Below are 25849 nucleotides of genomic sequence, written 5' to 3' on the forward strand. Positions count from 1 at the left end.
GTTTCCGCCAGATCGATGGTTTCCGCCAGGCTTGGGGAGAGGCCATCGAAGCTGCGCGGGCATCCGGCCCCTTCACCTCGATCGAAGATCTGGCCCGCCGCGCCGCACTGCCCCCCGCCGCCTTGCGCAAGCTGGCCGATGCCGATGCCTTTGGTTCATTGGGCAAGGGGCGGCGCGATGCGTTGTGGGAGGCGCGGCGAACGCCTTCCGACCAGCTGCCGCTCTTTGCCTTTGCCGATGCGGCCGAACTGGGGGCGGAACCCGATGCGCAGCTTCCTTCCATGCCGCTGTCGGAGGAGGTGGTCGCCGATTACCAGATGCTGCGCCTGTCGCTAAAGGCGCATCCGATGCAGTTTCTGCGCGATCGCTTCACCCACGAAGGCGTGCTCAGTTGCGCCGATAGCAATGCCGCGCCCGACGGACGGCGGGTGGCCTGTGCTGGCATCGTCCTCATCCGCCAACGACCGGGCAAGGGCAATGCCGTGTTTATCACGATCGAAGACGAGACCGGCGTGGTCAACGCGCTGCTGTGGGCGCGTGATATGGAAAAACAGCGGCGTGCGGTGATGGCTTCGCGGTTGATGCGGATCGAGGGCGTAATCCAGCGCAGCAAGGAAGGCGTCGTCCATCTGATGGCAAGCCGCATCGTCGACTGCACCGACCGGCTCGATCATTTGTCGGAAAGCCATAGCGCCGACCCGCAACTGGCGCGCGCCGACGAAGTGGCCCGCCCGCAAACGCCTCGCGCATCATCCCCACGCGCCCCGGGGCGCAGCGCAGCGCATCCGCGCAATGTACGGATACTCCCCAAGTCGCGCGATTTTCACTAAGGCCACAGCAGAAACGCCCCACATAGCGAGCATGCTGGGCAGGTATATCAATGATTTGATGAAGAAACTGGAGCGGGCGAAGGGATTCGAGCGTTAGCATCATTGTTGTCGGCCAAAGTATGATGCCCACACTACGCCTGCTTAGGCAAAAGATGGGCGTCTACAACGGACCCACTGACTATTTCTTCGTGGCTCTTGGAAGACCTTTTTGCGCGGTTTTAATTTCTGAAATGACCTTGTCAGCCGCTTCATGACGCAACGCCTTAACTTTTGCCTTAAATTTATCATATTCACGTTCGGCATGTTTTTTAGCATCCTTCATGGATACACGACCGCCGGAACGCAGCACCGACCGACCTAAATCCTTCAACTGCTTGTCTAGTAAATTTCCAGCTTCAACCATCGTCTTCAAGCGCCCGATATCCAGCTGGTCTTCAAATATGTCGAGCAGGATTGTGGTAAGGCGGTTAAGTTCCTTGATTTCTCGTTCGGCCAGATAGTTTTTTGAGGTAGTGACGTCTGCTTTTCTGATGTTGTCATTCGGCCATGTTTGAAGCCCCATATTGGGCGCATTGGAATCAGCCCTACTGTTAAGGACTTCGGCAGGCGTATGTGACGCGACTGCATAAATTAACTTGGCTTGAGTGTTTTTATAGAATTCGTGCCACTCATCTGAAGTGCCATCATAATCCTGGCACATTGCACAGATCGAACGTAGTTCGCGATAGACATTGGCTTCGTCCGACCTGATATCCCTAATGATATCGCGTAGCTCGGCAACGCGGTCACGATAATCGGGACTCTTGAGCCGAGTGGTATCTACTACAAATCCCTTCGTAGCGAATTGGACCAGTTTGTCTGTTGCCCATCTGCGGAACAATGTGGCCTGCTTTGAAGAGACTCGGTATCCAACAGAGATCACCATATCTAAGCTGTAGAGCGTGATTGGTTTGGTTGATGATGCAATTTGCGTTTTATGCAAATTGCTCTCGTCGAGTTCACCCTCTTCAAGAATGCTACTAATATGACGAGATATTGTCGAAACGTCTCGACCGTACAGGTCTGCGATCTGCGCCTGTGTCATCCAAAGTTCTTCGCCTTGATAATAGATTTCTACCTTAGGCCTGGCATCCGTCCCATAAACAAGGAAGCGGTCACCCGTCGCTTGATCCTCTTGCAGGTGCACAGGTTCCAGATCTGACATTAATATAGCCCTTAATCGACGATTCGAACGTAAAGAGAACAGATAGCACTTGGCAAAGATATTGCCAATAGCACCGCTCTTCACGACCGATGGGCCGGAAGGCATCAAATGCGTGTTAACGTTGGAGCGGGCGAAGGGATTCGAACCCTCGACCCCAACCTTGGCAAGGTTGTGCTCTACCCCTGAGCTACGCCCGCTCTGGCGGCTGGAATCATCTGGTTCCAGCGGGTGAGGCGCGCCATTAGCAGGCGACATCGGGGGCTGCAACCCCTTTAATGACAGGACAAAAGCTTTGCATTTTTTCCGCTCCGCGCGCCAATCTCTTGGCATATCCGCACCACACCCCACATAAAGCATACAGATGATTCGCATAACGGGAGCAGTATTTTGGCCAGCATGGGTTTGACTACCGAAGAACAGAAAGCGGTGCAGGCGTTTCGCGACGAAATTGTCGAGCCGTCGATGACCAAGCTCGTCATTCTCGATTTCTGGGCCGAATGGTGCGGACCGTGCAAGCAGTTGACGCCAGTGCTCGAAAAGGTCGCCGCAGATTATGCCGACAAGGGCGTGGTGCTCGCCAAGGTCAATGTCGACGAGAACAAGTTCATCGCGGCACAATTTCAGGTCCGCTCTATCCCCACCGTCTATGCGATGTTTCAGGGGCAGCCGGTGGCCGACCTGACCGGCGCGCGCACCGAGCCGCAGCTGGTGGCGATGCTCGATCAGCTGCTCGCCAAACTGCCGGTGCAGCCGGGCGCTGCGGCGGATGCTGGGCCGAGCCTTGATGAAGTGGCCGCCGCCGGGGCAGAGGCGCTCGCCGAAGGTGCCAATGAAGAGGCCTATGCGATCTTCACCGAAATTCTCGGGCACGATCCCGAACATAAGGGGGCGCTGGCAGGCATGCTTGAGGCATTGATTGCGCTCGATCGGAAGGAAGAAGCGCAGGCGATTCACGCCAGCCTGACCGAAGAGCAGCGCGCCGAACCGGCGATGGAGCGCGTCGGCACTATGCTCGCCATTGCAGCGGAAGCGCGCGATCCTGAAGAGGTTATTGCGCTGAAAGCGGCGGTCGATGCCGACCCTGACAACCATCAGGCGCGGTTTGATCTGGCCAATGCGCTGATGGCGGCGGGTGATCGCGATGGGGCGGCGGACGCGCTGCTCGCCACCATTGCCGCCGACCGCGAATGGAATGAAGGGGCTGCGCGCAGCCGTTTGCTCGAGATTTTCAGCATGATCGGGCTGGAAGACCCGTGGGTATCGGCGACGCGGCGCAAGCTGTCGGCGATTTTGTTCGGCTGATGCCACGTCGATGACAGCCAAGCGGATCTCGATCTTTCCTTTGACGGGCGCGATCCTGCTGCCCGATATGCAATTGCCGCTGCATATTTTCGAGCCGCGTTACCGCGCGCTGGTCAGCGATGCATTGGCGCGGGACCGTATGATCGGGATGATCCAGCCCAAGGGCGGCGGCGATATACCGTCGTTGTTTGACGTCGGCTGCCTCGGGCGGATCGGCGATGTCGAGGCGCTGGAGGACGGGCGCTATAATATCGTGCTCGAAGGGCTGCAGCGCTTTACCGTGAAGCGCGAACTCGATGTCACCACGCCTTTCCGGCAGATCGAAGCCGAGCTGTGGGAAGAGGATGAAATCGGTGAGACGCTGTCGCTGGGCGAACGCGCGGCACTGGAAATGGAATCGCGCCGCTTTGCCGATGCGCAGGGCTATGCGGTGGACTGGAATGCGGTTGGCCAGCTCGACGATTTCTCGCTGGTCAATGTGATCGCCCAGATCGCGCCCTTCGATGGCGCGGCCAAGCAGGCCCTGCTCGAATCGCGGGGGTTATCGTCGCGTAGCGAGATGATTATCCAGCTGATGCAGTTTTTCGGCCGGCACGACGGCTCGGAAGACCGGGTGACCTTGCAGTAAAGCCTAGGCGCCGAAGCTGGCGCGCAACCCATCAATCACAAATTGCGCCGCCAATGCGCCGAGCAAGACACCGAGCAGGCGGGTAATGACGGCCTCGGCCTTTGATCCCAGCACACGCATGATCGAGCCTGCGGCAACCAATGCGATCAGCGTCAGCAACAGCACCGCGGCCAATGCGCCGAGCACGATCAGCGAACGGTCAAGCCCTTCATTCTGGCTCATCAGCAGCATGACCGAGGCGATCGAACCGGGGCCGGCAATCATCGGCATCGCCATCGGAAAGACCGAGACATCCTCAATTTCGGGCGTGTCGATGATCTTCTGCGCGCGTTCTTCGCGCCGTTCGGTGCGCTTTTCGAACACCATGTCGATCGCGATCAGGAACAGCATGACGCCGCCCGCGATGCGGAAACTGTTGAGTTCGATATGCAATGCGCCGAGCAAATCCTCACCAAAAAGCGCGAAGACGTACAATATGCCTGCTGCAATGATCGACGCACGGATCGCCATGCTGCGCCGCTGCTGTGCCGACGCGCCCTTGGTCAGGCTGGCATAGATCGGCGCGCAGCCGGGCGGGTCGATCACCACGAAAAAGGTGATGAAGGCCGAGATGAACAGGTCGATCACGGGGCGGGCGCCGCCACCTTGTCGGCGATCACCGTGTCAAAGTCCTGGCCATTCCATAAACGCACCACGACCGACCGCGCGCCATTGGGCATCACGACCCAGGTGAAGTTGAGGCTCTGATCGCGCGACAGGCCCATTTTCATCTTGGCGCCTTCGGGCGGGGCCGACAGCGGGGCGTTCGGCTGACCCTTGCAACTGGCTACACGCGTTTCGATCATCTCGGGCGCGGCGCGCGGTGCGGTCAGCGCGTCGCCATGATCGACGACCCACTTCCACTCGCCCTTGCCGATATAGGAAGGCGGCGCTTTTTTCGGGCGCTTGCCCTTCTCGATCCATTGCCAGACGGTGGTGAAATAGCCGACCGAGCCATCGGGGCGCTGCCACGCGCCGGTGGTCACGCCCGTCCTGCCATCGCACGACATGAAGGCCTTGTGCGGTTGCCATGTGACCGATTTGGGTGGATCGGCTCTGCCCTTCAGCCATTCTTGCGCGAGAACCACCTCGGGCACGAACATGACGGCGTCCTTTGCCGATGTTTCGCGAAAGGCGGTCCATTGCCCCTTTTCCTGCGCCAGCCGGTTGAAGGCGATTTCAGCAGCGATAATCGCGCTGGGATTGGCACTCGGCGCGATCGCACTGCGCGGCACGGACTGGCCCGCACAGCTGCTGGTAAGCATGGCTGTCGCGAGAATGGCGGGAAGCAGATATTTTCCGGTCATGCCCGGATCATAGCCCTTCGGGGTCGGCAAGGCCAGCCCGGCGGTGCGCGGCAACCAATGTGTTGCGCAGCAGACAGGCGATGGTCATCGGCCCGACGCCGCCCGGCACCGGCGTGATGGCAGAGGCCAGTTCGAGCGCGCTTTCATAATCGACATCGCCCACAAGGCGCCCCTTGGTTTCGCCAACGGCGGGTTCAAGACGGTTGATGCCGACATCGATCACCACCGCACCGGGTTTCAGCCAGTCGCCCTTGACCATTTCGGCGCGGCCGACAGCGGCTACGACGATATCGGCTTGCTGCACGCGTTCCTTGAGATCGCGCGTGCGGCTGTGCGCGATGGTGACGGTGCAATTTTCGGCGAGCAGCAATTGCGCCATCGGCTTGCCGACGAGGATCGAGCGGCCAATGACGATTGCATCCTTGCCCGACAGATCGCCGATATGGTCTTTCAAAAGCATCAGCGAGCCGAGCGGGGTGCAGGGAACCAGGCCGGGTAGTCCAAGCGCAAGGCGTCCGGTGCTGATAGGGGTCAGTCCATCGACATCCTTGTCAGGGTTGATCGCGTCGACCACCGCCTGTTCGTCGAGTTGTTTGGGAAGCGGAAGCTGCACCAATATGCCGTCGACGCGTTCGTCGGCGTTGAGTTGCCGCACCAGCGCAATCAGCTCTTCCTGTTTGGTATGGGCAGGCAGGCGGTGCTCGAAACTCGCCATTCCGGCGGCGACAGTCGCCTTGCCTTTCGACGCGACATAGACCGCGCTGGCCGCATCATCGCCGACCAGCACAACGGCCAAACCCGGAACACGCCCAGCGGCGGCGGTAAAAGCAGGAACCGCCTCGGCGATGCGCGCACGCAGCCCGGCTGCAAACGCCTTGCCGTCAATAACCGTCGCTCCGCTCAAAGCGCACCGCTCATATAGAGGTCGCTATACAGGCCGCCGAGCAGCATCTGAATGATGCGCAGCCCGATGATCAGCACGATCGGTGAAAAATCGATCATGCCGGTATCGGGCATGATACGCCGAATTGGCTTGAGCAACGGATCAAGGATCAGGTTGAGCGAATGCCAGATCGAAGCCACGAAATCGTTCGACAGGCTGACAACATTGAAAGCGATCAGCAGGCTGAGCACGAACTGCACAATCACCACGGTGGAAACGATGGTGACGAGATAGCCAATGATCTGGATAAGCGCGAGGAGCATCTTGGTCTTCCAAAAAGGGAGTGATGCGCCCGATTAGCCGAGGTGGTGCGCTGTATCAACTGGGTATGACAGCTTTCTCCCCTGCTCTTCAGGGGCGGAGCTTTGGTTCACTTATGCACCAGCGTCCCCGCGCCGCGTGCGGTAAAGATTTCCAGCAGGCTCACATGCGGAACCCGGCCGTCGAGGATGACTGCGGCTTCGGTGCCGCCTTCGACTGCAGCGATGCAGGTTTCCAGCTTGGGGATCATCCCGCCGGTGACCGTGCCGTCTGCACGCAGCGCGCCAATCTGCTTGGGATCAAGATCGGTGAGCAGATTACCCGATTTGTCGAGCACGCCGGCAACATCGGTGAGCAAAAACAGGCGCGCGGCACCCAGCGCCGCGGCAATCGCACCCGCCATGGTGTCGGCGTTGATATTATAGGTCTGTCCATTCTCGTCGACGCCGATCGGGGCGACGACAGGGATCATCCCGCTGCCCGAGATTGTATCGAGCAGGCTGCGGTCGATATGCTTGGGCGTGCCGACAAAGCCAAGGTCGACCACGCGCTCGATATTGCTGTCGGGGTCGCGGGTGGAGCCCTCAACCTTCTCTGCAATCACAAAGCCGCCATCCTTGCCCGAAATGCCGACGGCGCGGCCACCGGCTTGCGCGATCCAGCTGACCAGCTCCTTGTTGATCGCGCCCGAAAGCACCATTTCGGCTACTTTGGCGGTTTCGGCATCGGTGACACGAAGGCCATCGACAAAGCTCGATTCAACGCCCAGTTTTTTTAGCATCGCCCCGATCTGCGGCCCGCCACCATGGACAACCACGGGGTTGATACCGACAGCCTTCAACAGCACCACATCCTCGGCAAAATTGCGCGCGGCTTCCGGATCGCCCATCGCATGGCCGCCATATTTGATGACAAAGGTCTTGCCCGCATAACGCTGCATATAAGGCAGCGCCTCGGTCAGCGTTTCGGCTTTTGCCAGCATGGCAGGATCGGGAGCGTGGTTGGTCATATTGGCGCGGGCGTTATGCGGTGGCCGACCGACCGTCAAGCTTCCGACCCAGATTGACGACTATCGCGATCACAATCGGGATCAGCACAAATGACAGCACAACCTTGGTCAGCATCTGCCCGGCCATCAAATCGGCAATCGGGCGAACGCCGTAGAAAGAGATCGAGATGAACAGCAATGTATCGACAATCTGCGACAGCACGGCTGCGATCACCCCGCGCACCGCGGCATATTTCCCCGTGGCCGAACGCAGCCTGTCGAACAGCCAGACGTTCAGCGTTTGCGAGGTGCCATAGGAGATGATCCCGGCCAGCATCATCCGCCAGCTTTGCCCGAGAATGACAGGAAACGCCTCAATCGCGGGCGGATACATATCCTTATCATGCGGCAACTGGAGCACGATCAGCGACAGCAGGATCGCACCGATCAACGGCAGAAAGCCGAAGCGGACCAGCCTGTTGGCGGTGTCTTTGCCATGCAGTTCGGCGATGCCGCTGGAAATACCGACGAGCAGCAAAAAGGGGAAAATCCCTGCTTCAACCGCGAGCGGCCCCAAAGCCACCTGTTTGGCGCCCAGTACGCCTGCAATCGTCACCATCCCGCCATAGAAAATCGAGAACAGGAACAGCGATTGCGGAATCGACATTCCAGCCTGTTTGTTGTCGGTCATTTTGCTGCTTCCCCGTTTCTGCTTTGATGCCCAATGGTTAGCGGCTAATTTTATTGGCGCAAGGCGGAAGGGCGCGCTAACACCACCTCTATCAGTTCGTCATTCCCGCGAAGGCGGGAATCCATCACCCAAGGTTGAAGTTTAAACCGCCGGTGATGGACCCCCGCCTTCGTGGGGGTGGCGAGATTAAAAGGGATGGGGAAGACGAAAATGCAAATCCTGATGAGCCTGGCCGGAATGGCGTTGATCCTGTTGATCGCCTTTCTGCTGTCGTCCAACCGCAAGGCGATCCGCCCACGTGTGGTGCTGTCCGCTTTTGCCTTGCAGGCGGGACTCGCGGCGCTGGTGCTTTACGTGCCTTGGGGCAATCGGGTTTTGCAGGGTGCGGCCGCTGGCGTGTCCAACCTTCTGGGCTATGCCAATGAAGGCACCAAATTCCTCTTTGGCGGGTTGGCGACCGATCCGCTGGGGCAGAATTTCGCGATCCAGGCATTGCCCGTGATCATCTTCTTCGCCGCGTTCATCTCGATCCTCTATTATCTCGGCGTCATGCAATATGTGATCCGCTGGATCGGCGGGGGCTTGCAGAAAATCACCGGCATTTCGAAGGTCGAAAGCCTGTGCGCGGCCTCGAACATCTTTGTTGGCCAGTCCGAATCGCCGTTGGTGATCCGTCCCTATCTGGCGACGTTGAACTCAGCCCAGCTATTCTGCGTGATGACGGTCGGGATGGCTGGCGTCGCGGGGACGATCCTTGCGGCTTATGCCTCGATGGGCATCCGCATCGATTATCTGATCGCCGCCGCCTTCATGTCGGCCCCGGGCGGCATCTTGATGGCAAAGCTGATTATGCCCGACGACCCGAACGAACCCGCGGTCGACGATCCCAATATCGCGCTCGACATGCATGACGATGAAAAGCCAGCCAATCTGATCATGGCCGCCTCACAAGGCGCGCAGACCGGCGTGAAGCTGGCGGTAGCCGTTGGTGCGATGGTGCTGGCCTTTGTCGCGTTGGTCGCATTGGCCAACGGTGTCTTGGGTGGCCTCGGCAATCTGGTTGGCCTAAAGGGGCTCAGCTTTCAGGGCATATTGGGGCAGGTCTTCGCGCCGGTCATGTATCTGCTCGGGGTGCCGTGGAACGAAGCGGTGCAGGCGGGCGGGCTGTTCGGCACCAAAATCGTGCTCAACGAATTTGTCGCCTTCATCGATCTGGGCGCATTGAAGACTTTGTCGGCACCGACGGTCGCCATCGTCACTTTTGCGCTGTGCGGTTTCGCCAATTTCAGCTCGATTGCAATCCAGATGGCCGTCACCGGCGGCCTCGCCCCCAACCAGCGCCCGATGATCGCCAAGCTGGGATTGAAGGCATTGGCGGCGGGCTCGCTTTCAAACCTGATGAGTGCGGCGTTGGCGGGATTGTTTCTCAATATATGAGCGCCGAACACCCTTATGAGCTTATAGTAGCCGATGAACGAGCGGCTGATGCGCCATATACCTTCTTTGTGCCAACATGGTCCGAGCGAGAGCGGATCAGCGTCGGAGACTTGGTGAAACTGGGCTTTGAGTATCTCTGGGATACCGAAGAATTCAGCGGTGAGCGGATGTGGGTTGAGGTGCTCAAAAAGGACAGTTCAAGCTTAACCGGTGCCCTCAAAAACGAACCTTCAGAGCGAGGTCTGCAATTTGATCAAATTGTGGAGTTTGAACTGAAAAACGTGATCGCCATAGAATGGCAGGAGCCGGAAAAGCATCCCGCGTTCGAACAAAAAACGACTTACTGGGAGCGCTGCTTAGTCGATCAGCTAGTCGTCGATGGTGCTTTGCCGGTTGAATATGTCTATCGGGAAGAACCTGATCTTGCTCAACCGGATGATAAGTATCCGGACAGTGGATGGCGATTAAGAGGGCAACAAGGCGAAGCGACTGACGACGATATGGAAGCGCGTGAAGTTGCCTATACCGCGCTCGGTGCAGTGCTGAACAGGGATGACAGCTTCGTCCACTTATTGAAGCAACCGATCGGTTCGGCTTTCATGCGCAATTTCGAAACTGGGCAATATGATCGTGAGGAATAAATTCACTCCTCCCCCGCCAAACCCTTCAATTCATACAGCAAATCAAGCGCCTGCCTTGGGGTGAGCGCATCGATATCCATCCCCGACAATCTGTCGCGCACCGCATCGACCTTGGCCTCTGCTGCATCCAGCGCGGCTCCGAAGAGCGGCATTTCGCCCAACCCTGCCGCCAGCCCGCCGGTTTCGGCGCGGCCTTTTTCGAGCTTTTCCAATACCTGCGCTGCGCGCGCCAGCACGGGCGGAGGCAGGCCCGCCAATTTAGCAACGGCGATGCCATAGCTGCGGTCTGCCGGGCCGTCTGCGACTTCGTGGAGCAGGACGAGGTCGCCCTTATATTCCTTGGCGCGGACATGGTGCAGCGACAGCGCGTCGAGCGTATCCGCAAGCCGGGTCAGTTCGTGATAATGCGTCGCGAACAGGCAGCGGCAGCGATTGGCTTCATGGATGCCCTCGACCACCGCCCAGGCGATGGCGAGGCCGTCATAGGTTGATGTGCCACGTCCGACCTCGTCGAGGATGACGAAGCTGCGTTCGGTCGCCTGCGCTAGGATCGCCGCCGTTTCGACCATCTCGACCATGAAGGTCGATCGCCCGCGTGCCAGATTGTCCGACGCGCCGACGCGGCTGAACAGCCGGTCGACCAGCCCCAAACGCGCCGAAGTCGCAGGCACATAGCTGCCAGCCTGCGCCAATATGACGATCAGCGCATTCTGACGCAGAAAGGTCGATTTACCCCCCATATTGGGCCCGCTGACCAGCCAGAGGCGCTTGTCAGGCTGCAAATGACAGTCATTAGCGATGAAGCGCTCGCCCAGCCGTGCCAGCGCACTCTCGACCACCGGATGCCGCCCGCCTTCGACATATAGGTCAGGTGTCTCTGTAAATTCGGGCAGGCACCAGCGCCCCTCCGCCGCGCGTTCGGCCAGTGCCGCCGCAACATCAATCCGCGCCAAGGCGTCAGCACTCGCCGCAATCGCATCACGCCTCACCAAAACATGCCCGATCAGCTCTTCGAGATGCGCCGCCTCTGCTGCCAGCGCGTGGCCAGAGGCTTGCGTGATCCGCAACGCTTCCTCATGCAGTTCGGGCGAGTTAAACCGCACCGCACCCGCCATCGTCTGCCGATGCGTAAAGCCACTGCCGGCCGCCATCAGCGGGTCGGCATTTTTGGCAGGCACCTCGACAAAATAGCCCAGTACGCCGTTATGCCGGATCTTGAGAGCCGCAATTCCGGTAGAGGCGCGGTAGCGCGCCTCCATCGCCGCCACCGCTGCCCGCCCGTCACGCCCTGCCAGCCGCAGCGCATCAAGCGCGGCGTCATAACCCTCTGCAATATAGCCGCCCTGGCTGGTTTCGGTGGGAGGCGTGGTAACCAGCGCGCGGGTAAACAGGTCGACCATCGCGCCATGCCCGTCGAGTGCAGGGAGCAGGCTTTCGAGCAAGGCGGGCCGCTCCGCCATCGCTCCCAGCCGCTCGCGCAATATGCGTGCACCGTCCAGCCCGTCGCGGATTTGCCCAAGGTCGCGCGGGCTTCCGCGTCCGGCGACCACACGGCCCAGCGCGCGGGCGATATCGGGCAACTGGCGCAGAGCGGCGCGCACGCTGTCCCGCAGCAAGGGCGCGTCGTGCAACCATTGCACCAGCGCCAGTCGTGCCTCAATCGCGCCCTTGTCCATTAGCGGAGCAGATAGATCCGCCGCCAGTTGCCGCGCACCCGCGCCGGTTATGGTGCGATCAATCTCGGCGAGTAACGAGCCCGTCCGCCCACCGCCATTGGCCGAACGGGTGATTTCCAGGCTGTCGCGCGTGGCCTGATCGATCAACAGATATTGCTGCACCTCGCGCCGCACCGGCACTTTGAGGAAAGGCATCTTGCCCTGTCCGGCATGCTCCAGATAAGCGAGCAACCCGCCCGCGGCTGCCAGTTCGGCACGAGAGAGCGAAGCAAAGTCGGTGCCGCCGAAATGCGCGGCAAGCGCACCCTTGCCCGCCGCACTGTCGAAATCTTCCTTTGGCCTGTCAATCGCACCAAAGGGCTTTACCGAAAAGCCTTCGGGCGCGACCACTTCGCTCGGCCCCAATCGCGCCAATTCCGCTTCGAGTGACGCGGCGCTGACACAACTCACCTCGAAATAGCCGGTCGAAATGTCGGCAGCGGCAAGGCCAATCTCGCCACCCGCCTCGGCAAGCGTGACGAGGATGTTCGACGCCCAGCTTTCGAGCAGGCTGTCTTCGGTCAATGTGCCTGCGGTTACAAAGCGAATGATGTCACGCGCGACGAGTGCTTTATACCCGCCGCGAGCCTTGGCTTCCTCGGGAGTTTCGGTCTGCTCGGCAATCGCGACCCGATGCCCCGCCTTGATGAGGCGCGCCAGATAGCCTTCGGCCGCATGTACGGGCACGCCGCACATCGGTATGGGTTGGCCGCCATGTTCGCCGCGCGAGGTTAGCGCGATGTCGAGGGTTTGCGATGCGGCCTTGGCGTCGTCGAAGAACAGCTCGAAAAAATCGCCCATGCGGTAGAACAGCATGCAGTCGCCGGCCTTTGCCTTCAGCTTCAGATATTGCGCCATCATCGGCGTCGGCGTTTCAAGGCCGGGCAATGACGCATTCTTGGCTGGGCGCGAGTCCATCCTCGCCTGATACCGGCTTGGCGGGGCAAGGCAACAGCCGCCCACCGATGATTTGTGGAATAAGTTTGCCTGCACCCGAAGCATGCAGACTTGCGCCGCTACCGTGCTTGCCGCTAGGGCGGGCGCATATCAGAAGAAAAGCAAGGCAAGCGATTATATGAGCGAAAGCGACGTCCCCTTTACCGCCCGCGAAGCATTGCTGTTCCATTCGCAGGGGCGCCCCGGAAAGATCGAGATCGTCGCGACCAAACCGATGGCGACGCAGCGCGATTTGAGCCTCGCTTACTCGCCCGGTGTTGCCGTGCCGGTACAGGCGATCGCCGACGATCCGGCGACGGCCTATGATTATACCGCCAAGGGCAATCTGGTCGCGGTGATTTCGAACGGTACCGCGATTCTTGGCATGGGCAATCTGGGTGCCTTGGCATCGAAGCCGGTGATGGAGGGCAAGGCAGTGCTCTTCAAACGCTTTGCCGATGTCGACTCAATCGACATCGAGGTGAAGACCGAGGATGCGCAACGCTTTATCGATGCCGTCGAACTGCTCGAGCCGACCTTTGGCGGTATCAATCTGGAGGATATCGCCGCACCTGACTGCTTCGTGATCGAACAGACGCTGCGCGAGCGGATGAATATCCCCGTCTTCCACGATGACCAGCATGGCACCGCGATCATCTCCGCTGCTGGCTTGATCAATGCTTGTTTGCTTACCGGACGAAGTCTCAAGGATATCAAGGTCGTCTGCAACGGCGCCGGTGCGGCGGCGATTGCCTGCACAGAATTGATCAAGGCGATGGGCGTGCCGCATGGCAATGTCATCATGTGCGACCGCAAGGGCGTGATCTATCAGGGCCGTACCGAAGGCATGGACCAGTGGAAATCTGCCCATGCCGTGCCCACCGAAGCGCGCACCTTGGCCGAGGCGATCAAGGGTGCGGACGTCTTTCTGGGGCTTTCGGCGGCGAATGCGATGACCAAGGACATGGTCCGCGACATGGCCGACCAGCCGATCATTTTCGCAATGGCCAACCCCGATCCTGAAATCACCCCGCCCGATGCGATGGAGGCGCGGCCCGATGCGATTGTTGCGACCGGACGGTCGGATTATCCGAACCAGGTCAACAATGTTCTCGGCTTCCCCTTCATCTTCCGCGGCGCGCTTGACGTGCGGGCGACGACGATCAACGAAGAGATGAAGATCGCTGCGGCAAATGCGATTGCGGAGCTGGCACGCGAGACGGTGCATGAGGATGTGGCGGCTGCCTATGGTGGCAATGCGCAAAGCTTTGGTCGCGACTATATCATCCCGGCCCCCTTCGATCCGCGCCTGATCGAGGTAGTATCCTCGGCGGTGGCCAAGGCGGCGATGGACAGTGGTGTCGCACAAAAGCCGATTGCCGATATGGACGCCTATCGCGCCTCGCTGCGCGCCCGGCAGAACCCGACAACCTCGGTGATGGCGCAGGTTTATGAAGCGGCGCGTGCTAAGCCCAAGCGGGTGATCTTTGCCGAGGCTGAAGAAGATGTCGTGCTGCGTGCCGCCGTCCAGTTCCGCCAGGATGGCTATGGCACGCCGGTGCTGGTCGGGCGGGACGCAACTGTGCTCGCGAAGCTGCAGGCGATGGGCGTTGCCAATCCCGAAAGCTATGAGATCCATAACAGCGTTTCCAGTCCGCTGGTCCCGGCGATGGTTGACCGGCTTTATCTGCGCTTGCAACGCCGCGGCTATTTGCGCCGTGACATTCAGCGCATGGTCAATCGCGATCGCAACATCTTTGGCGCCCTGATGCTCGCGATGGATCAGGGTGATGCGATGATCACAGGCATCACACGCACCTTTGCCCAGACGATGCGCGAATTGCGGCGTGTGCTCGATTCGAAAAAGGGCGAGATTCCGTTCGGCATCCATGTGCTTGTCGGCAAGACGCATACCGTTTTCATGTCCGACACCACGGTCAACGAACGTCCGAGTTCGGAAGAGCTGGCCTATATCGCCGAGCAGACCGCGCAGGTGGCGCGCCGCATGGGGCATACGCCACGCGTTGCCTTCCTGTCCTATTCGACTTTCGGAAATCCGGCGGGCAACTGGTTGGGCAATATCCGCGAGGCGGTGGCGATACTCGACAGCCGCAAGGTCGCGTTCGAATATGAAGGCGAAATGGCGCCCGACGTTGCGCTCAACCCGGCGCTGATGGCGAACTATCCCTTCTGCCGTCTGTCAGGCCCTGCCAATGTTCTGGTCATGCCCGGTCTGCAATCAGCCAATCTTTCGGCCAAGCTGTTGCGCGAACTGGGCGGCGATCAGGTGATCGGGCCGATGCTTGTCGGCATGGAGAAGCCGGTGCAGATCGCGACCATGTCGTCGAGTGCGTCGGAAATTGTCGCCTTGGCGGTGCTCGCTTCAGCTGGGGTCGCGCAATAAACGCTCCGGCTTAAGGGCGCCCGCCCGAGCTGCCTTGTCCGGCGCCCGGTGCACCTACCGCACCGATATTGCCGAACAGTTCTTCAAAGAAGCTGGTGTTGCGGCCAAGCGTCGGTGTTTTGTCACCCTCGGGGCTCAATTGTGCGATATTCTCCATACCGCGCTGGTTTACCGCGATAACATTTCCGGCATTATCGAATTGCACGTGCAAAATGGTCTGTGCAGTCGGGCGCGGGTTGCGGAAGGCGAGCTGTTTCGTGTCGCGCGCATAATAATACCAGTCATTGGGGCTGAACTGACCGACAAAGGTCGGGCGGCCCAAAGTGCCCTGCACCGAATCCTTGTTATCCACCCCGGCCTGCACCGAAGAGATCAATGCCCCATCGCCGATATAACCCTGATGCCCGCGAAACTGGGTGCAGCCTTGCGCCAGCAGCGCGGTGCCGACGAGAGCGGCAAGTTTCAGGGCAGTCGAAATTCGGGTATTCGGCATGTTGGGGCCTTTTATGTCTATAAGCGGCATTGCCATTGCATCCTTGGGCGGCAATGGCAATATCCATCACGAAATGAACCGCGGATGAGCGCAGATGCGTCACCGCCAGAATCCGGAGCAATCGAAACACGTGACGCTGTTACGCCGCCTTTTTGGATCCGCCGAACCCGACCCGCGCGAGGCGCTGCGTCCGCTCTATAATCAGATCGTTGCGCAAGCTCGCCAGCCGCATTGGTATCTGGCGGGAGCGGTGCCCGATACGGTCAATGGCCGTTTTGAAATGGTTTCGGCGTTGCTGGCGCTTGTCCTGATCCGGCTGGAGGACGAGCCCACGCAAGCGCAGGCGATGGCGTATCTGACCGAGATTTTTGTCGATGACATGGATGCGCAGCTGCGCGAATTCGGCGTCGGCGATATGGTGGTGGGTAAGCGTATCGGCAAATTGCTGGGTGCCTTTGGCGGGCGGCTTGGGGCGTATCGTGAGGCGTTGGCAGATAGCGCGGCAGCGGACATGCTGGCCGACGCACTTCGGCGCAACCTATATGCTGATGCAACGCCATCTAACGCGCAGCTCGATCATGTCGCAACCGAGCTGCGCCGACTATGTGCAGTCCTCAAGCCAGTTCAGGCAGCTGACTTGGCCTCGGGAGCAGCCAAATGGTGATTGCGCCTGCCACACCCGAATTCAGCCGCACGGTGCCGCTGTCCGAGATTGGCACCGCGTCAAAATCGCGGCATCTGACGGCCAGCGAGGCCGAGCGAAATGCGCTCGCACGGCGTTTCGCGCTGTTGTCGCTGGATAGCCTTGAGGCAGATGTGTCAGTGCAGCCTGAAGGCACGGCCTATTTCGCAGAAGGCAGGCTGCACGGCGAAGCGCAACAGGCCTGCGTTGCCAGTGGTGAACCGGTTCCCGCGAAAATCGACGAGGGTTTCCGCATTCGCTTCGTCGCCGAAACGGGATTTGAAGCCGAATCCGAGGTCGAACTTGCCGAAGAGGATTGCGACACGTTGTTCCATGACGGGCGCGTGATCGATCTGGGGGAGGCGGTGGCGCAAAGTTTTGCGCTGGCACTCGATCCCTTTCCGCGAAGTCCCAATGCAGATGCGGCCCTGAAGGCGGCTGGCGTAAAGGATGAAAGCGAGGCCGGCCCTTTCAGCGCGCTTGCCGCGCTCAAGGAAAAGCTGGAAAAGAAATAGGCGCAGCGATTGTTCGACACCCGCCTGCGTCAGCTGATCGATCCCGCGCTCAACCGGATGGGAGCGTGGGTCGCGCATAGCGGCATCGGTGCGAATGCCATCACACTGGCTGGTGCGGTACTGGTTGTGCCGCTTTTCTATGCCTTGCTTGCGCAAAACTGGCTGGCGGCGCTGGCCCTGCTTGCTGCCAATCGCTTGCTTGATGGCCTTGACGGTGCGGTCGCCCGCATAAGGGGGGCCAGCGCATGGGGCGGCTATCTCGACAGCTTATGCGACTATGTCTTCTACACCGCCGTACCGCTGGGCTTTGCCTTTGCGTCGCCCGCGAATGAGCTTTCGGCGCTGATATTGGTGGCCAGCTTCACTCTGACTGCGGTCAGCTTCTTAGCGCTTGCAGCCATCATGGCCGGACGCGATTTAGGCCATGGTAACAAAGCCTTCACTTACTCGACTGGATTGATGGAGGGCGGCGAGACAATCGCCTTTTTTGTCGCCATGTGCCTGTTTCCCGCCCTGTTCCCGCAATTGGCGCTGCTGTTTGCCGCACTTTGTTTGGCGACCGTCGGACAACGTCTATGGCTCGCTTATCGCTTGCTCAGCCTGCCGTCAGCGCCGCCGCGCTGACCGCTTCGGCGGCATAGATTTCGAGCGCCGGAGGCTCCGTCGAGAGCGCGCTCACCACTTTTACAAATGCCCCTGATTCGGGCACCGCAAAATGCGCACGCAAAGCGGCCGCATCGACCCATTTCTCGACAAAGACCAGCCGCTCGGGATGCTCGATATCATAATGGCAATTATGCGCGATGCAGCCCGGCTCGGCGCGTGAACGGCGGCAATGCGCAACAGCCTCCGCCTCAATCGCCGCGCGGTTATCGGCGTTGGTGATGATGTGGCCGGTGACAATGATCATGGCTGCCCTTCCCAATTGGTTGTGCCTGCTCATAGGTGCCGCTATCAGCCATAGCTGACAATTTCAAATTCGATGCCATCAGGGTCAAAAAAGTAAAATCGCCGACCGGGTTCATAGTCACCATGGCTGAACGGTGTAAGGCCGCGCGCGATCACGCGGCGCTCGACCTCGTCAAGATCGTCCACAACGATGCCAATATGGTTCAACGGCACCCCCTTCTTGTGGCCAAGCTTCTCATTTCCGGGTTTCAGCGCATAGACCGCAAGGTAGAAACGGTCATTGCCGACATGAATCGTGTCCCCACCCAATTGCGCCTTGCCGTTCCAGCGGATGTGCCAATCGAACAGGTCGATCAGCATTTCGGCTGACCTTTCTGGATTGCTGACCGTGACATTGACATGCTCGATAAAATTCTGCGCCATTGGTGACTTTCCTTTCGTCCGAATCACTATTCGAGGTTGACGCAGAGCTTATGCAACCTCAACCTAAGTTGAGATCAAGCTATTTCTTGAGAGAGTGACATGAAGGCATCAGACATCATTTCCATCGGCGATTTGGCAGCGCGAACCGGGCTGTCAGTTTCCGCCATCCGTTTCTACGAAGCCAAGGGCCTGATCGAACCTTTTCGCAGCGCGGGCGGACAACGACGCTTTCTGCGATCGGATATCCGTCGGCTGTCCTTCATACGTATCGCACAAGCCTTGGGGCTATCCATCGAGGGGATCGGCACCGAACTTGCCAAATTGCCGCACGGGCGCACGCCGAATACTGCAGACTGGGCGAAGATCAGCCGCGCGATGCGAGCAATGCTGAACGCCAAAATTGCCATGCTGGAACGGACGCGCGATCGCCTCGATGGCTGTATCGGATGCGGCTGTCTTTCGTTGAAGAAATGTGCGCTGTATAATCCCGAAGACCGCGTTGCAGCGCGCGGCTCAGGCCCGATTCATGTGCTTGAGCGCTAAGCCATAAATGGCGCGGAAACTTCCGGTCGCACCCGCGACAGCCGCCCGCTTGCTTTGTCGATCATCGCCCAGGTCGTGTTCGCCCGCACGATGACTTTTCCAGAGGCATCGACGAAATCCACCCGCCGGTCAAACTGCGCGCCTTTGGGCTGGCTTTCGATCCACGTCCGCCCGGTCACGCTTTCGCCCAAGGCAACATTGCCGCGATAGTCGATCTCGTGTCGGGTCACGACCCAGATATAAGCGGCGATATGCTCGGGCGCGGCCACAGCATTCCAGTGCGCCGTCGCCATATCCTGTATCCACCGCACCCACACGGCATTGTTGACATGGCCGAGCTCGTCAATGTCGGCGGGGGTGGGGGTGAAAGGGAGGGTGAATGGTTCGGCTGTCATCGTTCATCCAATCGCCGAAATAATAGCTCAAACTTGTTTGGTGACGACACTGCCTCCCAAAACTTCAGCGATCGATTATCTATAACGGCCTTAACAGCTTCCCGAAGAGCGGCTCGGCAATTCACCCCAAACACTACGCCGGTAACCACCTTGGTATCAAACTCAAGAAAGCGGCCGGCTCCGTTTGGTACAATCTTCCGCCATTCGCGTTCATAGCTCCAAAACGCCGCCTTAGACGTTAGAGCGTCAGCAAACCTGACCGTGCCCTCGGATTCGAAGTAGCTTACCATTGGCCGATTTTCATCATAGCTTACTCTCAGCAGGGGCATCAAACCTCCACGTGGTTGCAGCAACGGTTCAAATTTCAAGGCAATCCCAGTGTGGTTGTTTGCATAATGGCTCCACATCAATACGCTATCAATGCATTCCGAAAGGCAATAAACCCCCATATTACTCGCAGTACGTTCCGACGCTATCGTCGATGTTACTCGAAGCTGTTCAGGCGAAAGTGAAAGTAATCCATTTCGTGCTTCGCGCTCAATTTCATCCGGTGGCAATTCCGGTAAAGCGCTGATGAAGTTTGCAACTAGCTTTTCGGAAAGCCCTTCAATCGCATCTCGTTCCGTGGGGGATGCAATATTCGGCAAACAATCAAAAGGATCATTGAAATCACGCGGACTTGAGCAGTAAATTTTGCCTTCAAGACAGATTTGAGCAAGCTTATCCTGCCAAGAAGGCTTTTGGCCGTCTGCAAGAGACATATACTTCCACAAAGGAAATGATGGTAATATTTCACAATTTATGGCGTCAGCAGCAAATGCGTTCTCTTCGGAATTTGACTTGCTCATAATATACAAAACTGCATGGACTTACTCCGCCAACCCCAGCTGCCACACCAGAAACGCTGCTTCCTCGGCATTTTCGCGCAATCTGTCAAACCGGCCCGACTTGCCGCCATGCCCTGCGCCCATATTGGTCTTGAGCAGCAGCACATTGTCGTCGGTCTTCATCGCGCGCAGCTTGGCGACCATCTTTGCCGGTTCCCAATAGGTCACGCGCGGGTCGTTGAGCCCAGCGGTCCACAGCATCGGCGGATAGGCCTTGGCCGTGACATTGTCGTAGGGGCTGTAGCTGCGGATAGTGTCAAACGCTGCCTTGTCGGTGATCGGGTTGCCCCATTCGGGCCATTCGCCCGGGGTCAGCGGCAGCGTTTCGTCGAGCATGGTGTTAAGCACATCGACAAAGGCGACATGGCTGACGACCGCGCCGAAGATTTCGGGCGCCTGATTGAGCACTGCCCCCATCAGCTCACCGCCCGCCGAACCGCCGCTCGCGGTCAGCTTGCCTTTGCTGGTGTAACCCATCGCGATCAGCGCCTTTCCGGCGTCGACAAAGTCATTGAAGCTGTTGGTCCGCTTGTTCAGCTTGCCGTCGAGATACCATTGATAGCCAAGGTCATCGCCGCCGCGGATATGGGCGATGGCATAGGCAAAGCCGCGGTCGACATAGCTGAGGCGATTGGCCGAAAAGCCCGGCGGCACTGCATAACCATAGGCGCCATAGGCATAGAGATGGAGCGGCTGGCTCCCGTCCTTTTTGAAGCCTTTTTTGTACAGGATCGACACCGGCACCTTGGTGCCATCGCGCGCGGTGATTATGACGCGTTCGGTTTCGTACAGACTGTCATTATATCCGCTGGGGATTTCCTGTACCTTCAGCGTTTCGAAATTGCCGGTTGCAACGGTGTAGTCAAAAACGGTGTCGGGGGTGACCATCGATTCATAATCAAGTCGCAGTTTCGCCACATCATATTCGGGGTTATCGCCAAGACCGGCGACATAGCTTGCCTCGGGAAAGTTGATCGGTGTCGTGCGCTCGAGGTCATCATAATAGCGGATCTCGACCTGATCGAGGCCTTCCTCACGACCCTCGACGACATAAAAATCTTTGAACAGGCTTAGGCCGGTGATGTAAAATTCATCTGCGCCGCCGATTAGCGTCTGCCATTCGCCGGGCTTTTTGATGTCGGCAGTGGCGACGCGGAAATTCACATGATCGTCGTTGGTCAGGATGTAGAGCGTGCCATCGCGCACATCGACGCTATATTCGCGGCCCACCTTGCGCGGTGCGACGAGAATTGGCTCGGCCAAGGGATTGTCGGCAGGCACCAGCCGCACTTCGCTGGTCACATTGTCGCCGGTGGCGATGATGATCCAGTCTTCTTGCGCAGTGATGCCGACGCCGACGCCAAAGCCGATATCGGCTTCCTTGTAGAGCAATTTGGCCTTCTTCGGATCGTCACCCAGCCGGTGATAATGGGCATTGTCGGTGCGCCAATTTTCATTGGCAAGGCCATAGACAAGGCCTTTGCTGTCCTTCGTCCAGACGATGCTGGATAGCGTGCCAGGGATGATATCCTTCAATTCTTCGCCGGTTTCGAGGTTGCGGATGTGCAGGTCGAACCGCTCCGACCCATTATCGTCATAGGCATAAGCAAGCAGCTTGCCATCGGGGCTGACTTCGGCGGCACCCAGTTTGAAATAGTCCTTGCCCTTGGCCAGTTCGTTTTCATCGAGAATAAGTTGATCGGGACCCGCTCCAACCCAATCGTATAGGCCCGAGTCCGGCTGCTCTTGCTCGTCGCGATAAGGCGCTGTTTTACGATAGTGCTTACGATATTGCGCGCCCTCATCGAATTTCGACCAATAGATCCACTCGCCATCCTGTTGCGGAACGGATGAGTCATCCTCCTTGATCCGCCCCTTCATCTCCTGAAAAATCGTCTCGGTGAGCGCCGCCTGCGGCCCCATCTGCGCTTCGAAATAAGCGTTTTCGGCTTTGAGATGCGCCAGAATCTCCTCATTCTCGATCTTCGGATAGCCCTGATCGCGCAGCCAGTGATACTCGTCGGTAATCGTCACGCCATGCACGGTGGTGCTGTGCGGGCGCTTTTCGGCGATTGGCGGCTGGACGGATGTGTCGGTCTTGGCGGTCATGCTGTCTTTCTTCATATCATCTGCCAGCACCGGTGCGGCGCTGATGCAAAGGGCAATCGAGGTTCCGAGCTTCAGGAGTAGTTTCATACGGGCGACGTCCTCACTATATGGGAAGCATAACTAGATTCAGGAATCAGCCATGTCCACCTATGAAGCCCGCCTCGCTGCCTTGCGCGAACAGTTGAAAACCGACCGGCTCGACGGTTTCGTCATCCCCATCTGCGATGAGCATATGAGCGAATATGTGGGCGAATATGCGCAGCGTCTGGCTTGGCTGACGGGCTTTGGCGGTTCGGCTGGGACGGCGGCGGTGCTATCCGAGGAAGCCGCGATTTTTGTCGACGGGCGCTACACCATTCAGGTGCGTGAGCAGGTCGACGGCAAATTGTGGCAATATCAACAGGTGCCGCAGACCAGCGTTGCCGACTGGTTGAAGAGCAATGCGAAGAAGGGTGCGCGGATCGGCTATGATCCCTGGGTGCACACCAAGGGCTGGGCCGATGCGGCGGCCAAAGCGCTCGCCTCGGTCGGGGCGGAACTGGTCGCAGTGGGCGAAAACCCGATCGACAAGGTCTGGGCAGGCCGCCCCGATCCTTCCGCCGCCAAGCTGATCGTGCTGGGTGACGAATATACCGGCCAAGGTAGCGCGGAGAAACGCGCGGCGATTGCCGACTGGTTGGCAGAGCGCAAACTGGACGCCGCGATTCTGTCGGCGCTCGATAGCGTGGCTTGGGCGTTCAACATTCGCGGGTCGGATGTTTCGCGCACGCCGGTGGCGCTCTCCTTTGCCGTGATCAATGGCGATGGCACCGCCGATTTCTACGTCGAGCCCGACAAGATTACCGACGAGGTGCGCCAGCATCTGGGCAATGCCGTACGGCTGCACCCGCGCACCGCTTTTGCGCCCGCACTTCAGGGCATGCAAGGCAAGCGCATTGCGGTCGATCCCGAACGCGCGGTTGCGGCAATCTTCGACAAACTGGCATCGGGCGGGGCAGAGGTCGTCCAGCTGCGCGACCCCACCGTCATCCCGCGCGCGCAGAAAAATCCGGTCGAACAGGCTGGCCACCGCGCCGCACAGGCGCGCGATGGCGCAGCACTAACCCGCTTCCTCCACTGGCTGAATATTGCAGCCCCCAAGGGCGGCGAGACCGAATTGAGCGCCGCCGCCAAGCTGCAAAGCTTCCGCGAGGCAACGGGCAAGCTGCGCGACCTGAGCTTTGATACTATCTCGGCCGCAGGCCCCAACGCCGCACTGCCGCATTACCGCGTTGACGAGCAATCGAACCGGCGGATCGAGCCTGGTAGCATCTATCTGGTCGATAGCGGCGGGCAGTATCTCGACGGCACCACCGACGTCACCCGCACCGTATGGATCGGCCCCGGGGAGCCGACCGCCGAGATGAAAGACCGCAACACCCGCGTGCTCAAAGGCCATATCGCGCTCGCCCGCGCAGTCTTCCCAGAGGGCACAGCAGGCAGCCAGCTCGATGCGCTGGCGCGGCAATATCTGTGGGCCGCCGGCGTCGATTATGCGCATGGCACCGGCCACGGCGTCGGCGCGTTCCTTTCGGTCCATGAAGGCCCGCAACGCATCGCCAAATCGGCGGGCGGGCAGGCGGGGACGGGCGAAACCCTCCTCCCCGGCATGTTCCTTTCGAACGAGCCCGGCTACTACAAAACCGGTGCTTATGGTATCCGCATCGAAAATCTGGTGCTTGTCGAGGAACGCCAGATCGAGGGCGCTGAGGGCACCTATTACGGCTTCGAAAACCTCACCTGGGCGCCGATCGACAAGACGCTTGTCGATACCGACCTGCTGACCCGCGACGAGCTGCGCTGGTGGGATGAATATCACGCCCGCGTGCTGGAGATCGTCGGGCCGCAGCTGGAGGGTGAAGCGAAGGCTTGGCTGGTGGAGGCTTGTGCGCCGCTGGGGCGGGGATGAGCTGCAACACCTCTCCCATAGGGAGAGGATATGCAGCCTTGCTGGCTTTGCCAGCTAGGCGAAGTTGGTGAGGGGGTCTGCCCAGCCGACAGTGAACAACCCCTCACCGCTGCGACTAAGCCCCGGACCGAGTCCGGGGCAAGTCTCGCTGCCTCTCCCTATGGGAGAGGGGATGTGGTAATGGCATCCCGTGAAGCCAGTAGTTCACAATGCTCGCCGACTTCGGCGCGATATGACCGAAGCCGAAAAACGGCTTTGGAAATATTTGCGCGGTCGCCAGCTGGAAGGCGCGAAGTTTCGGCGACAGAAGCCGGTGGAGAACCGGATTGCGGATTTTCTGTGTGTAGAAGCCAAGCTGATTGTTGAACTGGATGGCGGTCAGCATGGCGAGCAAATCGAAGCCGATGCGGAACGGACGAGGCAGTTGGAAGCGGCAGGCTATACGGTGCTGCGGTTATGGAACAATGACGTTCTGGCGAATACAGAGGGCGTGTTGCACCAAATTCGTTGCACGCTGTTGATCGCAAAGGGTGAATGATAGCCCCTCTCCCATGGGGAGAGGGATGTGAAGACTTGCGAGTTTGCTCGCTAGTCGTAGCTGGGTGCGGGGTTGTGCGCTATCGATAGCCCCGATCCCCTCACCAACTTCGCCTAAGCCTTACGGCTAAGGCTTCGTATCCTCTCCCTGTGGGAGAGGAGCAGCGTGAGATTGACAAAACAACCCCGGAAACTAGCTTTACTGCTATGCAGATAACCCCATCCGGCCAGGCATGCGGCGCGAGCGTCACCGGTGTTGACCTGCGCCAGCCTTTGTCGACCGATCTGGTCAGCGCGATCCGGGCGGCGTGGCTTGAGCATCATGTGCTCGCCTTTCCCGATCAGGACTTGACCGACGACGATCTGGAGCGCTTCACGCTGCATTTTGGCGGCTTTGGCGATGATCCGTTCATCGCGCCGATCAAGGGGCGCAAGCATGTGATCGCGGTCGAACGGCTCGCGGATGAAACCTCGCCCTTGTTCGCGGAAAACTGGCACAGCGACTGGAGCTTTCAGGCGCGTCCGCCCGCGGGCACTTGCCTTTATGGCATCAAAATCCCACCCATCGGTGGCGACACGTTGTTTGCCAACCAGCATGCGGCGCTCGATGCGATGCCCGATGCGCTGCGCGTGCGGGTAGAGGGGCGGATGGCGATCCATTCGGCCAAGCGCGCTTATGCGCCCGATGGGGCCTATGGTGAGGGCGACAAGGCGAAACGATCGATGGACATTCGCCCGTCCAAGGATGCGGAGGCGACACAACTCCACCCCTATATCCGCGCGCATCCCGAAACCGGGCGGCTGGGGCTGTTCAGCTGTTTCGGCTATATCATCGGCTTTGACGGCATGGACGATGCAGAGGCGCTGCCGCTGCTGATCGAGCTTTACCAATATCAGGGGCAAGAGGCGTTCGTATATCGCCACAAATGGCAGCCGGGAATGCTGCTGATGTGGGACAACCGCTCGGTCCTCCACGCTGCGACCGGCGGCTATGATGGCCATCACCGACTGTTGCACCGGACGACGATCGCGGCGGCGTGAGGCAAGTGGCTTTTGTTGCAGCTGGGCTAACATGAAAATCG

27 protein-coding genes and 1 tRNA gene are annotated in these 25849 nt (G+C 59.3%); 13 read left to right on the forward strand and 15 right to left on the reverse strand.

All coding sequences use genetic code 11. The annotated features are described in order from the left end of the window. The coding region (locus ABL922_RS03655; RefSeq protein ID WP_349022847.1) for an OB-fold nucleic acid binding domain-containing protein at positions 1-830 on the forward strand (830 nt) is incomplete at its 5' end. Positions 831-1008: 178 nt separating this feature from the next. On the opposite strand, the gene rhuM is transcribed toward ABL922_RS03655, so the two are convergent. Both rhuM and ABL922_RS03665 read right to left on the reverse strand, forming a co-directional pair. Then, on the reverse strand, positions 1009-2034 hold the full coding sequence (gene rhuM / locus ABL922_RS03660; protein ID WP_349022848.1) for a RhuM family protein: 1026 nt from the start codon (positions 2032-2034) through the stop codon (positions 1009-1011). Between the two features lie 122 nt (positions 2035-2156). Next, positions 2157-2231: transfer RNA gene (locus tag ABL922_RS03665), tRNA-Gly, on the reverse strand. A gap of 199 nt (positions 2232-2430) precedes the next feature. Between ABL922_RS03665 and ABL922_RS03670 the strand changes: the two genes are divergently transcribed. After that, positions 2431-3336: a tetratricopeptide repeat protein gene (locus tag ABL922_RS03670; RefSeq protein ID WP_349022849.1), complete on the forward strand. Its 906-nt coding sequence runs from the start codon at positions 2431-2433 to the stop codon at positions 3334-3336. Positions 3337-3346: 10 nt separating this feature from the next. Further along, complete coding sequence (locus tag ABL922_RS03675) at positions 3347-3964, forward strand: LON peptidase substrate-binding domain-containing protein (protein ID WP_349022850.1); 618 nt, start codon at positions 3347-3349, stop codon at positions 3962-3964. Positions 3965-3967: 3 nt separating this feature from the next. On the opposite strand, the gene ABL922_RS03680 is transcribed toward ABL922_RS03675, so the two are convergent. The 6 genes from ABL922_RS03680 to ABL922_RS03705 all read right to left on the reverse strand — a co-directional run bounded on the left by ABL922_RS03680 (position 3968) and on the right by ABL922_RS03705 (position 8193). After that, positions 3968-4591, reverse strand: coding sequence for a MarC family protein (locus tag ABL922_RS03680; RefSeq protein ID WP_349022851.1), 624 nt, complete (start codon positions 4589-4591; stop codon positions 3968-3970). Beyond that, a complete protein-coding gene (locus ABL922_RS03685) occupies positions 4588-5310 on the reverse strand; it encodes a hypothetical protein (protein ID WP_349022852.1) in 723 nt (240 codons plus the stop codon). The genes ABL922_RS03680 and ABL922_RS03685 overlap by 4 nt, the downstream gene beginning before the upstream one ends. Before the next feature lie 7 nt (positions 5311-5317). Beyond that, the gene (gene folD / locus ABL922_RS03690) at positions 5318-6214 is read right to left on the reverse strand and encodes a bifunctional methylenetetrahydrofolate dehydrogenase/methenyltetrahydrofolate cyclohydrolase FolD (protein ID WP_349022853.1); all 897 of its coding nucleotides are present in this window, start codon (positions 6212-6214) and stop codon (positions 5318-5320) included. Then, positions 6211-6516 (reverse strand): YggT family protein, encoded by a 306-nt coding sequence (locus tag ABL922_RS03695; protein ID WP_349022854.1) that lies wholly within the window; start codon positions 6514-6516, stop codon positions 6211-6213. Before ABL922_RS03695 ends, folD begins: the two co-directional genes overlap by 4 nt. A gap of 107 nt (positions 6517-6623) precedes the next feature. After that, positions 6624-7523, reverse strand: coding sequence for an acetylglutamate kinase (argB, locus tag ABL922_RS03700; protein ID WP_349022909.1), 900 nt, complete (start codon positions 7521-7523; stop codon positions 6624-6626). Between the two features lie 13 nt (positions 7524-7536). Continuing rightward, positions 7537-8193 (reverse strand): queuosine precursor transporter, encoded by a 657-nt coding sequence (locus tag ABL922_RS03705; RefSeq protein ID WP_349022855.1) that lies wholly within the window; start codon positions 8191-8193, stop codon positions 7537-7539. Positions 8194-8403: 210 nt separating this feature from the next. On the opposite strand from ABL922_RS03705, the gene ABL922_RS03710 reads away from it, so the two are divergent. Together ABL922_RS03710 and ABL922_RS03715 are read left to right on the forward strand one after the other, a co-directional pair. Continuing rightward, entirely contained in the window at positions 8404-9630 is a 1227-nt protein-coding gene (locus ABL922_RS03710; protein ID WP_349022856.1) for a NupC/NupG family nucleoside CNT transporter, read from the forward strand. Continuing rightward, the gene (locus tag ABL922_RS03715; protein ID WP_349022857.1) at positions 9627-10271 is read left to right on the forward strand and encodes a DUF2185 domain-containing protein; all 645 of its coding nucleotides are present in this window, start codon (positions 9627-9629) and stop codon (positions 10269-10271) included. Before ABL922_RS03710 ends, ABL922_RS03715 begins: the two co-directional genes overlap by 4 nt. Positions 10272-10273: 2 nt before the next feature. Here the strand turns inward: ABL922_RS03715 and mutS are convergent, their stop codons facing one another. Continuing rightward, complete coding sequence (mutS, locus tag ABL922_RS03720; protein WP_349022858.1) at positions 10274-12904, reverse strand: DNA mismatch repair protein MutS; 2631 nt, start codon at positions 12902-12904, stop codon at positions 10274-10276. A gap of 157 nt (positions 12905-13061) precedes the next feature. Between mutS and ABL922_RS03725 the strand changes: the two genes are divergently transcribed. After that, positions 13062-15326 (forward strand): NADP-dependent malic enzyme, encoded by a 2265-nt coding sequence (locus tag ABL922_RS03725; protein WP_349022859.1) that lies wholly within the window; start codon positions 13062-13064, stop codon positions 15324-15326. A 10-nt stretch (positions 15327-15336) separates the two neighbouring features. On the opposite strand, the gene ABL922_RS03730 is transcribed toward ABL922_RS03725, so the two are convergent. Beyond that, positions 15337-15819 carry an outer membrane protein assembly factor BamE gene (locus ABL922_RS03730; protein ID WP_349022860.1) on the reverse strand — a complete coding sequence of 161 codons (483 nt, stop codon included), beginning with the start codon at positions 15817-15819 and terminating at the stop codon, positions 15337-15339. Between the two features lie 94 nt (positions 15820-15913). Here ABL922_RS03730 and ABL922_RS03735 point away from each other — a divergent pair, with 94 nt between their 5' ends. From ABL922_RS03735 to ABL922_RS03745, 3 genes are read left to right on the forward strand one after another with little or no spacing between them, the layout of a single operon-like run. Continuing rightward, entirely contained in the window at positions 15914-16483 is a 570-nt protein-coding gene (locus ABL922_RS03735) for a ubiquinol-cytochrome C chaperone family protein (protein ID WP_349022861.1), read from the forward strand. Then, complete coding sequence (locus ABL922_RS03740; RefSeq protein WP_349022862.1) at positions 16477-17016, forward strand: DUF177 domain-containing protein; 540 nt, start codon at positions 16477-16479, stop codon at positions 17014-17016. The genes ABL922_RS03735 and ABL922_RS03740 overlap by 7 nt, the downstream gene beginning before the upstream one ends. A gap of 9 nt (positions 17017-17025) precedes the next feature. Further along, complete coding sequence (locus ABL922_RS03745) at positions 17026-17640, forward strand: CDP-alcohol phosphatidyltransferase family protein (protein WP_349022863.1); 615 nt, start codon at positions 17026-17028, stop codon at positions 17638-17640. On the opposite strand, the gene ABL922_RS03750 is transcribed toward ABL922_RS03745, so the two are convergent. Next, positions 17612-17959: an antibiotic biosynthesis monooxygenase gene (locus ABL922_RS03750; RefSeq protein ID WP_349022864.1), complete on the reverse strand. Its 348-nt coding sequence runs from the start codon at positions 17957-17959 to the stop codon at positions 17612-17614. The two genes, ABL922_RS03745 and ABL922_RS03750, sit on opposite strands and share 29 nt — an antisense overlap. An 11-nt stretch (positions 17960-17970) precedes the next feature. Further along, entirely contained in the window at positions 17971-18348 is a 378-nt protein-coding gene (locus ABL922_RS03755) for a VOC family protein (RefSeq protein ID WP_349022865.1), read from the reverse strand. Positions 18349-18447: 99 nt separating this feature from the next. On the opposite strand from ABL922_RS03755, the gene soxR reads away from it, so the two are divergent. Further along, positions 18448-18891 carry a redox-sensitive transcriptional activator SoxR gene (soxR, locus tag ABL922_RS03760; protein ID WP_349022866.1) on the forward strand — a complete coding sequence of 148 codons (444 nt, stop codon included), beginning with the start codon at positions 18448-18450 and terminating at the stop codon, positions 18889-18891. Here the strand turns inward: soxR and ABL922_RS03765 are convergent. From ABL922_RS03765 to ABL922_RS03775, 3 genes are read right to left on the reverse strand one after another with little or no spacing between them, the layout of a single operon-like run. Next, positions 18888-19286 (reverse strand): acyl-CoA thioesterase, encoded by a 399-nt coding sequence (locus tag ABL922_RS03765; protein WP_349022867.1) that lies wholly within the window; start codon positions 19284-19286, stop codon positions 18888-18890. The two genes, soxR and ABL922_RS03765, sit on opposite strands and share 4 nt — an antisense overlap. Continuing rightward, positions 19283-20134, reverse strand: coding sequence for a DUF2971 domain-containing protein (locus tag ABL922_RS03770; RefSeq protein ID WP_349022868.1), 852 nt, complete (start codon positions 20132-20134; stop codon positions 19283-19285). The genes ABL922_RS03765 and ABL922_RS03770 overlap by 4 nt, the downstream gene beginning before the upstream one ends. A gap of 21 nt (positions 20135-20155) precedes the next feature. Continuing rightward, complete coding sequence (locus tag ABL922_RS03775; protein ID WP_349022910.1) at positions 20156-22282, reverse strand: S9 family peptidase; 2127 nt, start codon at positions 22280-22282, stop codon at positions 20156-20158. A gap of 139 nt (positions 22283-22421) precedes the next feature. On the opposite strand from ABL922_RS03775, the gene ABL922_RS03780 reads away from it, so the two are divergent. The 3 genes from ABL922_RS03780 to ABL922_RS03790 all read left to right on the forward strand — a co-directional run bounded on the left by ABL922_RS03780 (position 22422) and on the right by ABL922_RS03790 (position 25808). Continuing rightward, positions 22422-24230, forward strand: coding sequence for an aminopeptidase P family protein (locus ABL922_RS03780; protein ID WP_349022869.1), 1809 nt, complete (start codon positions 22422-22424; stop codon positions 24228-24230). Positions 24231-24420: 190 nt separating this feature from the next. Next, on the forward strand, positions 24421-24768 hold the full coding sequence (locus tag ABL922_RS03785; RefSeq protein WP_349022870.1) for a DUF559 domain-containing protein: 348 nt from the start codon (positions 24421-24423) through the stop codon (positions 24766-24768). 206 nt (positions 24769-24974) lie between these two features. Continuing rightward, positions 24975-25808, forward strand: a complete 834-nt coding sequence (locus ABL922_RS03790) for a TauD/TfdA family dioxygenase (RefSeq protein ID WP_349022871.1) — start codon at positions 24975-24977, stop codon at positions 25806-25808. The last annotated feature ends 41 nt before the right edge of the window (positions 25809-25849 follow it).

Origin of the sequence: Sphingorhabdus sp. (assembly GCF_040079335.1) — a bacterium.
Classification (GTDB): Bacteria; Pseudomonadota; Alphaproteobacteria; order Sphingomonadales; family Sphingomonadaceae; genus Sphingorhabdus_B.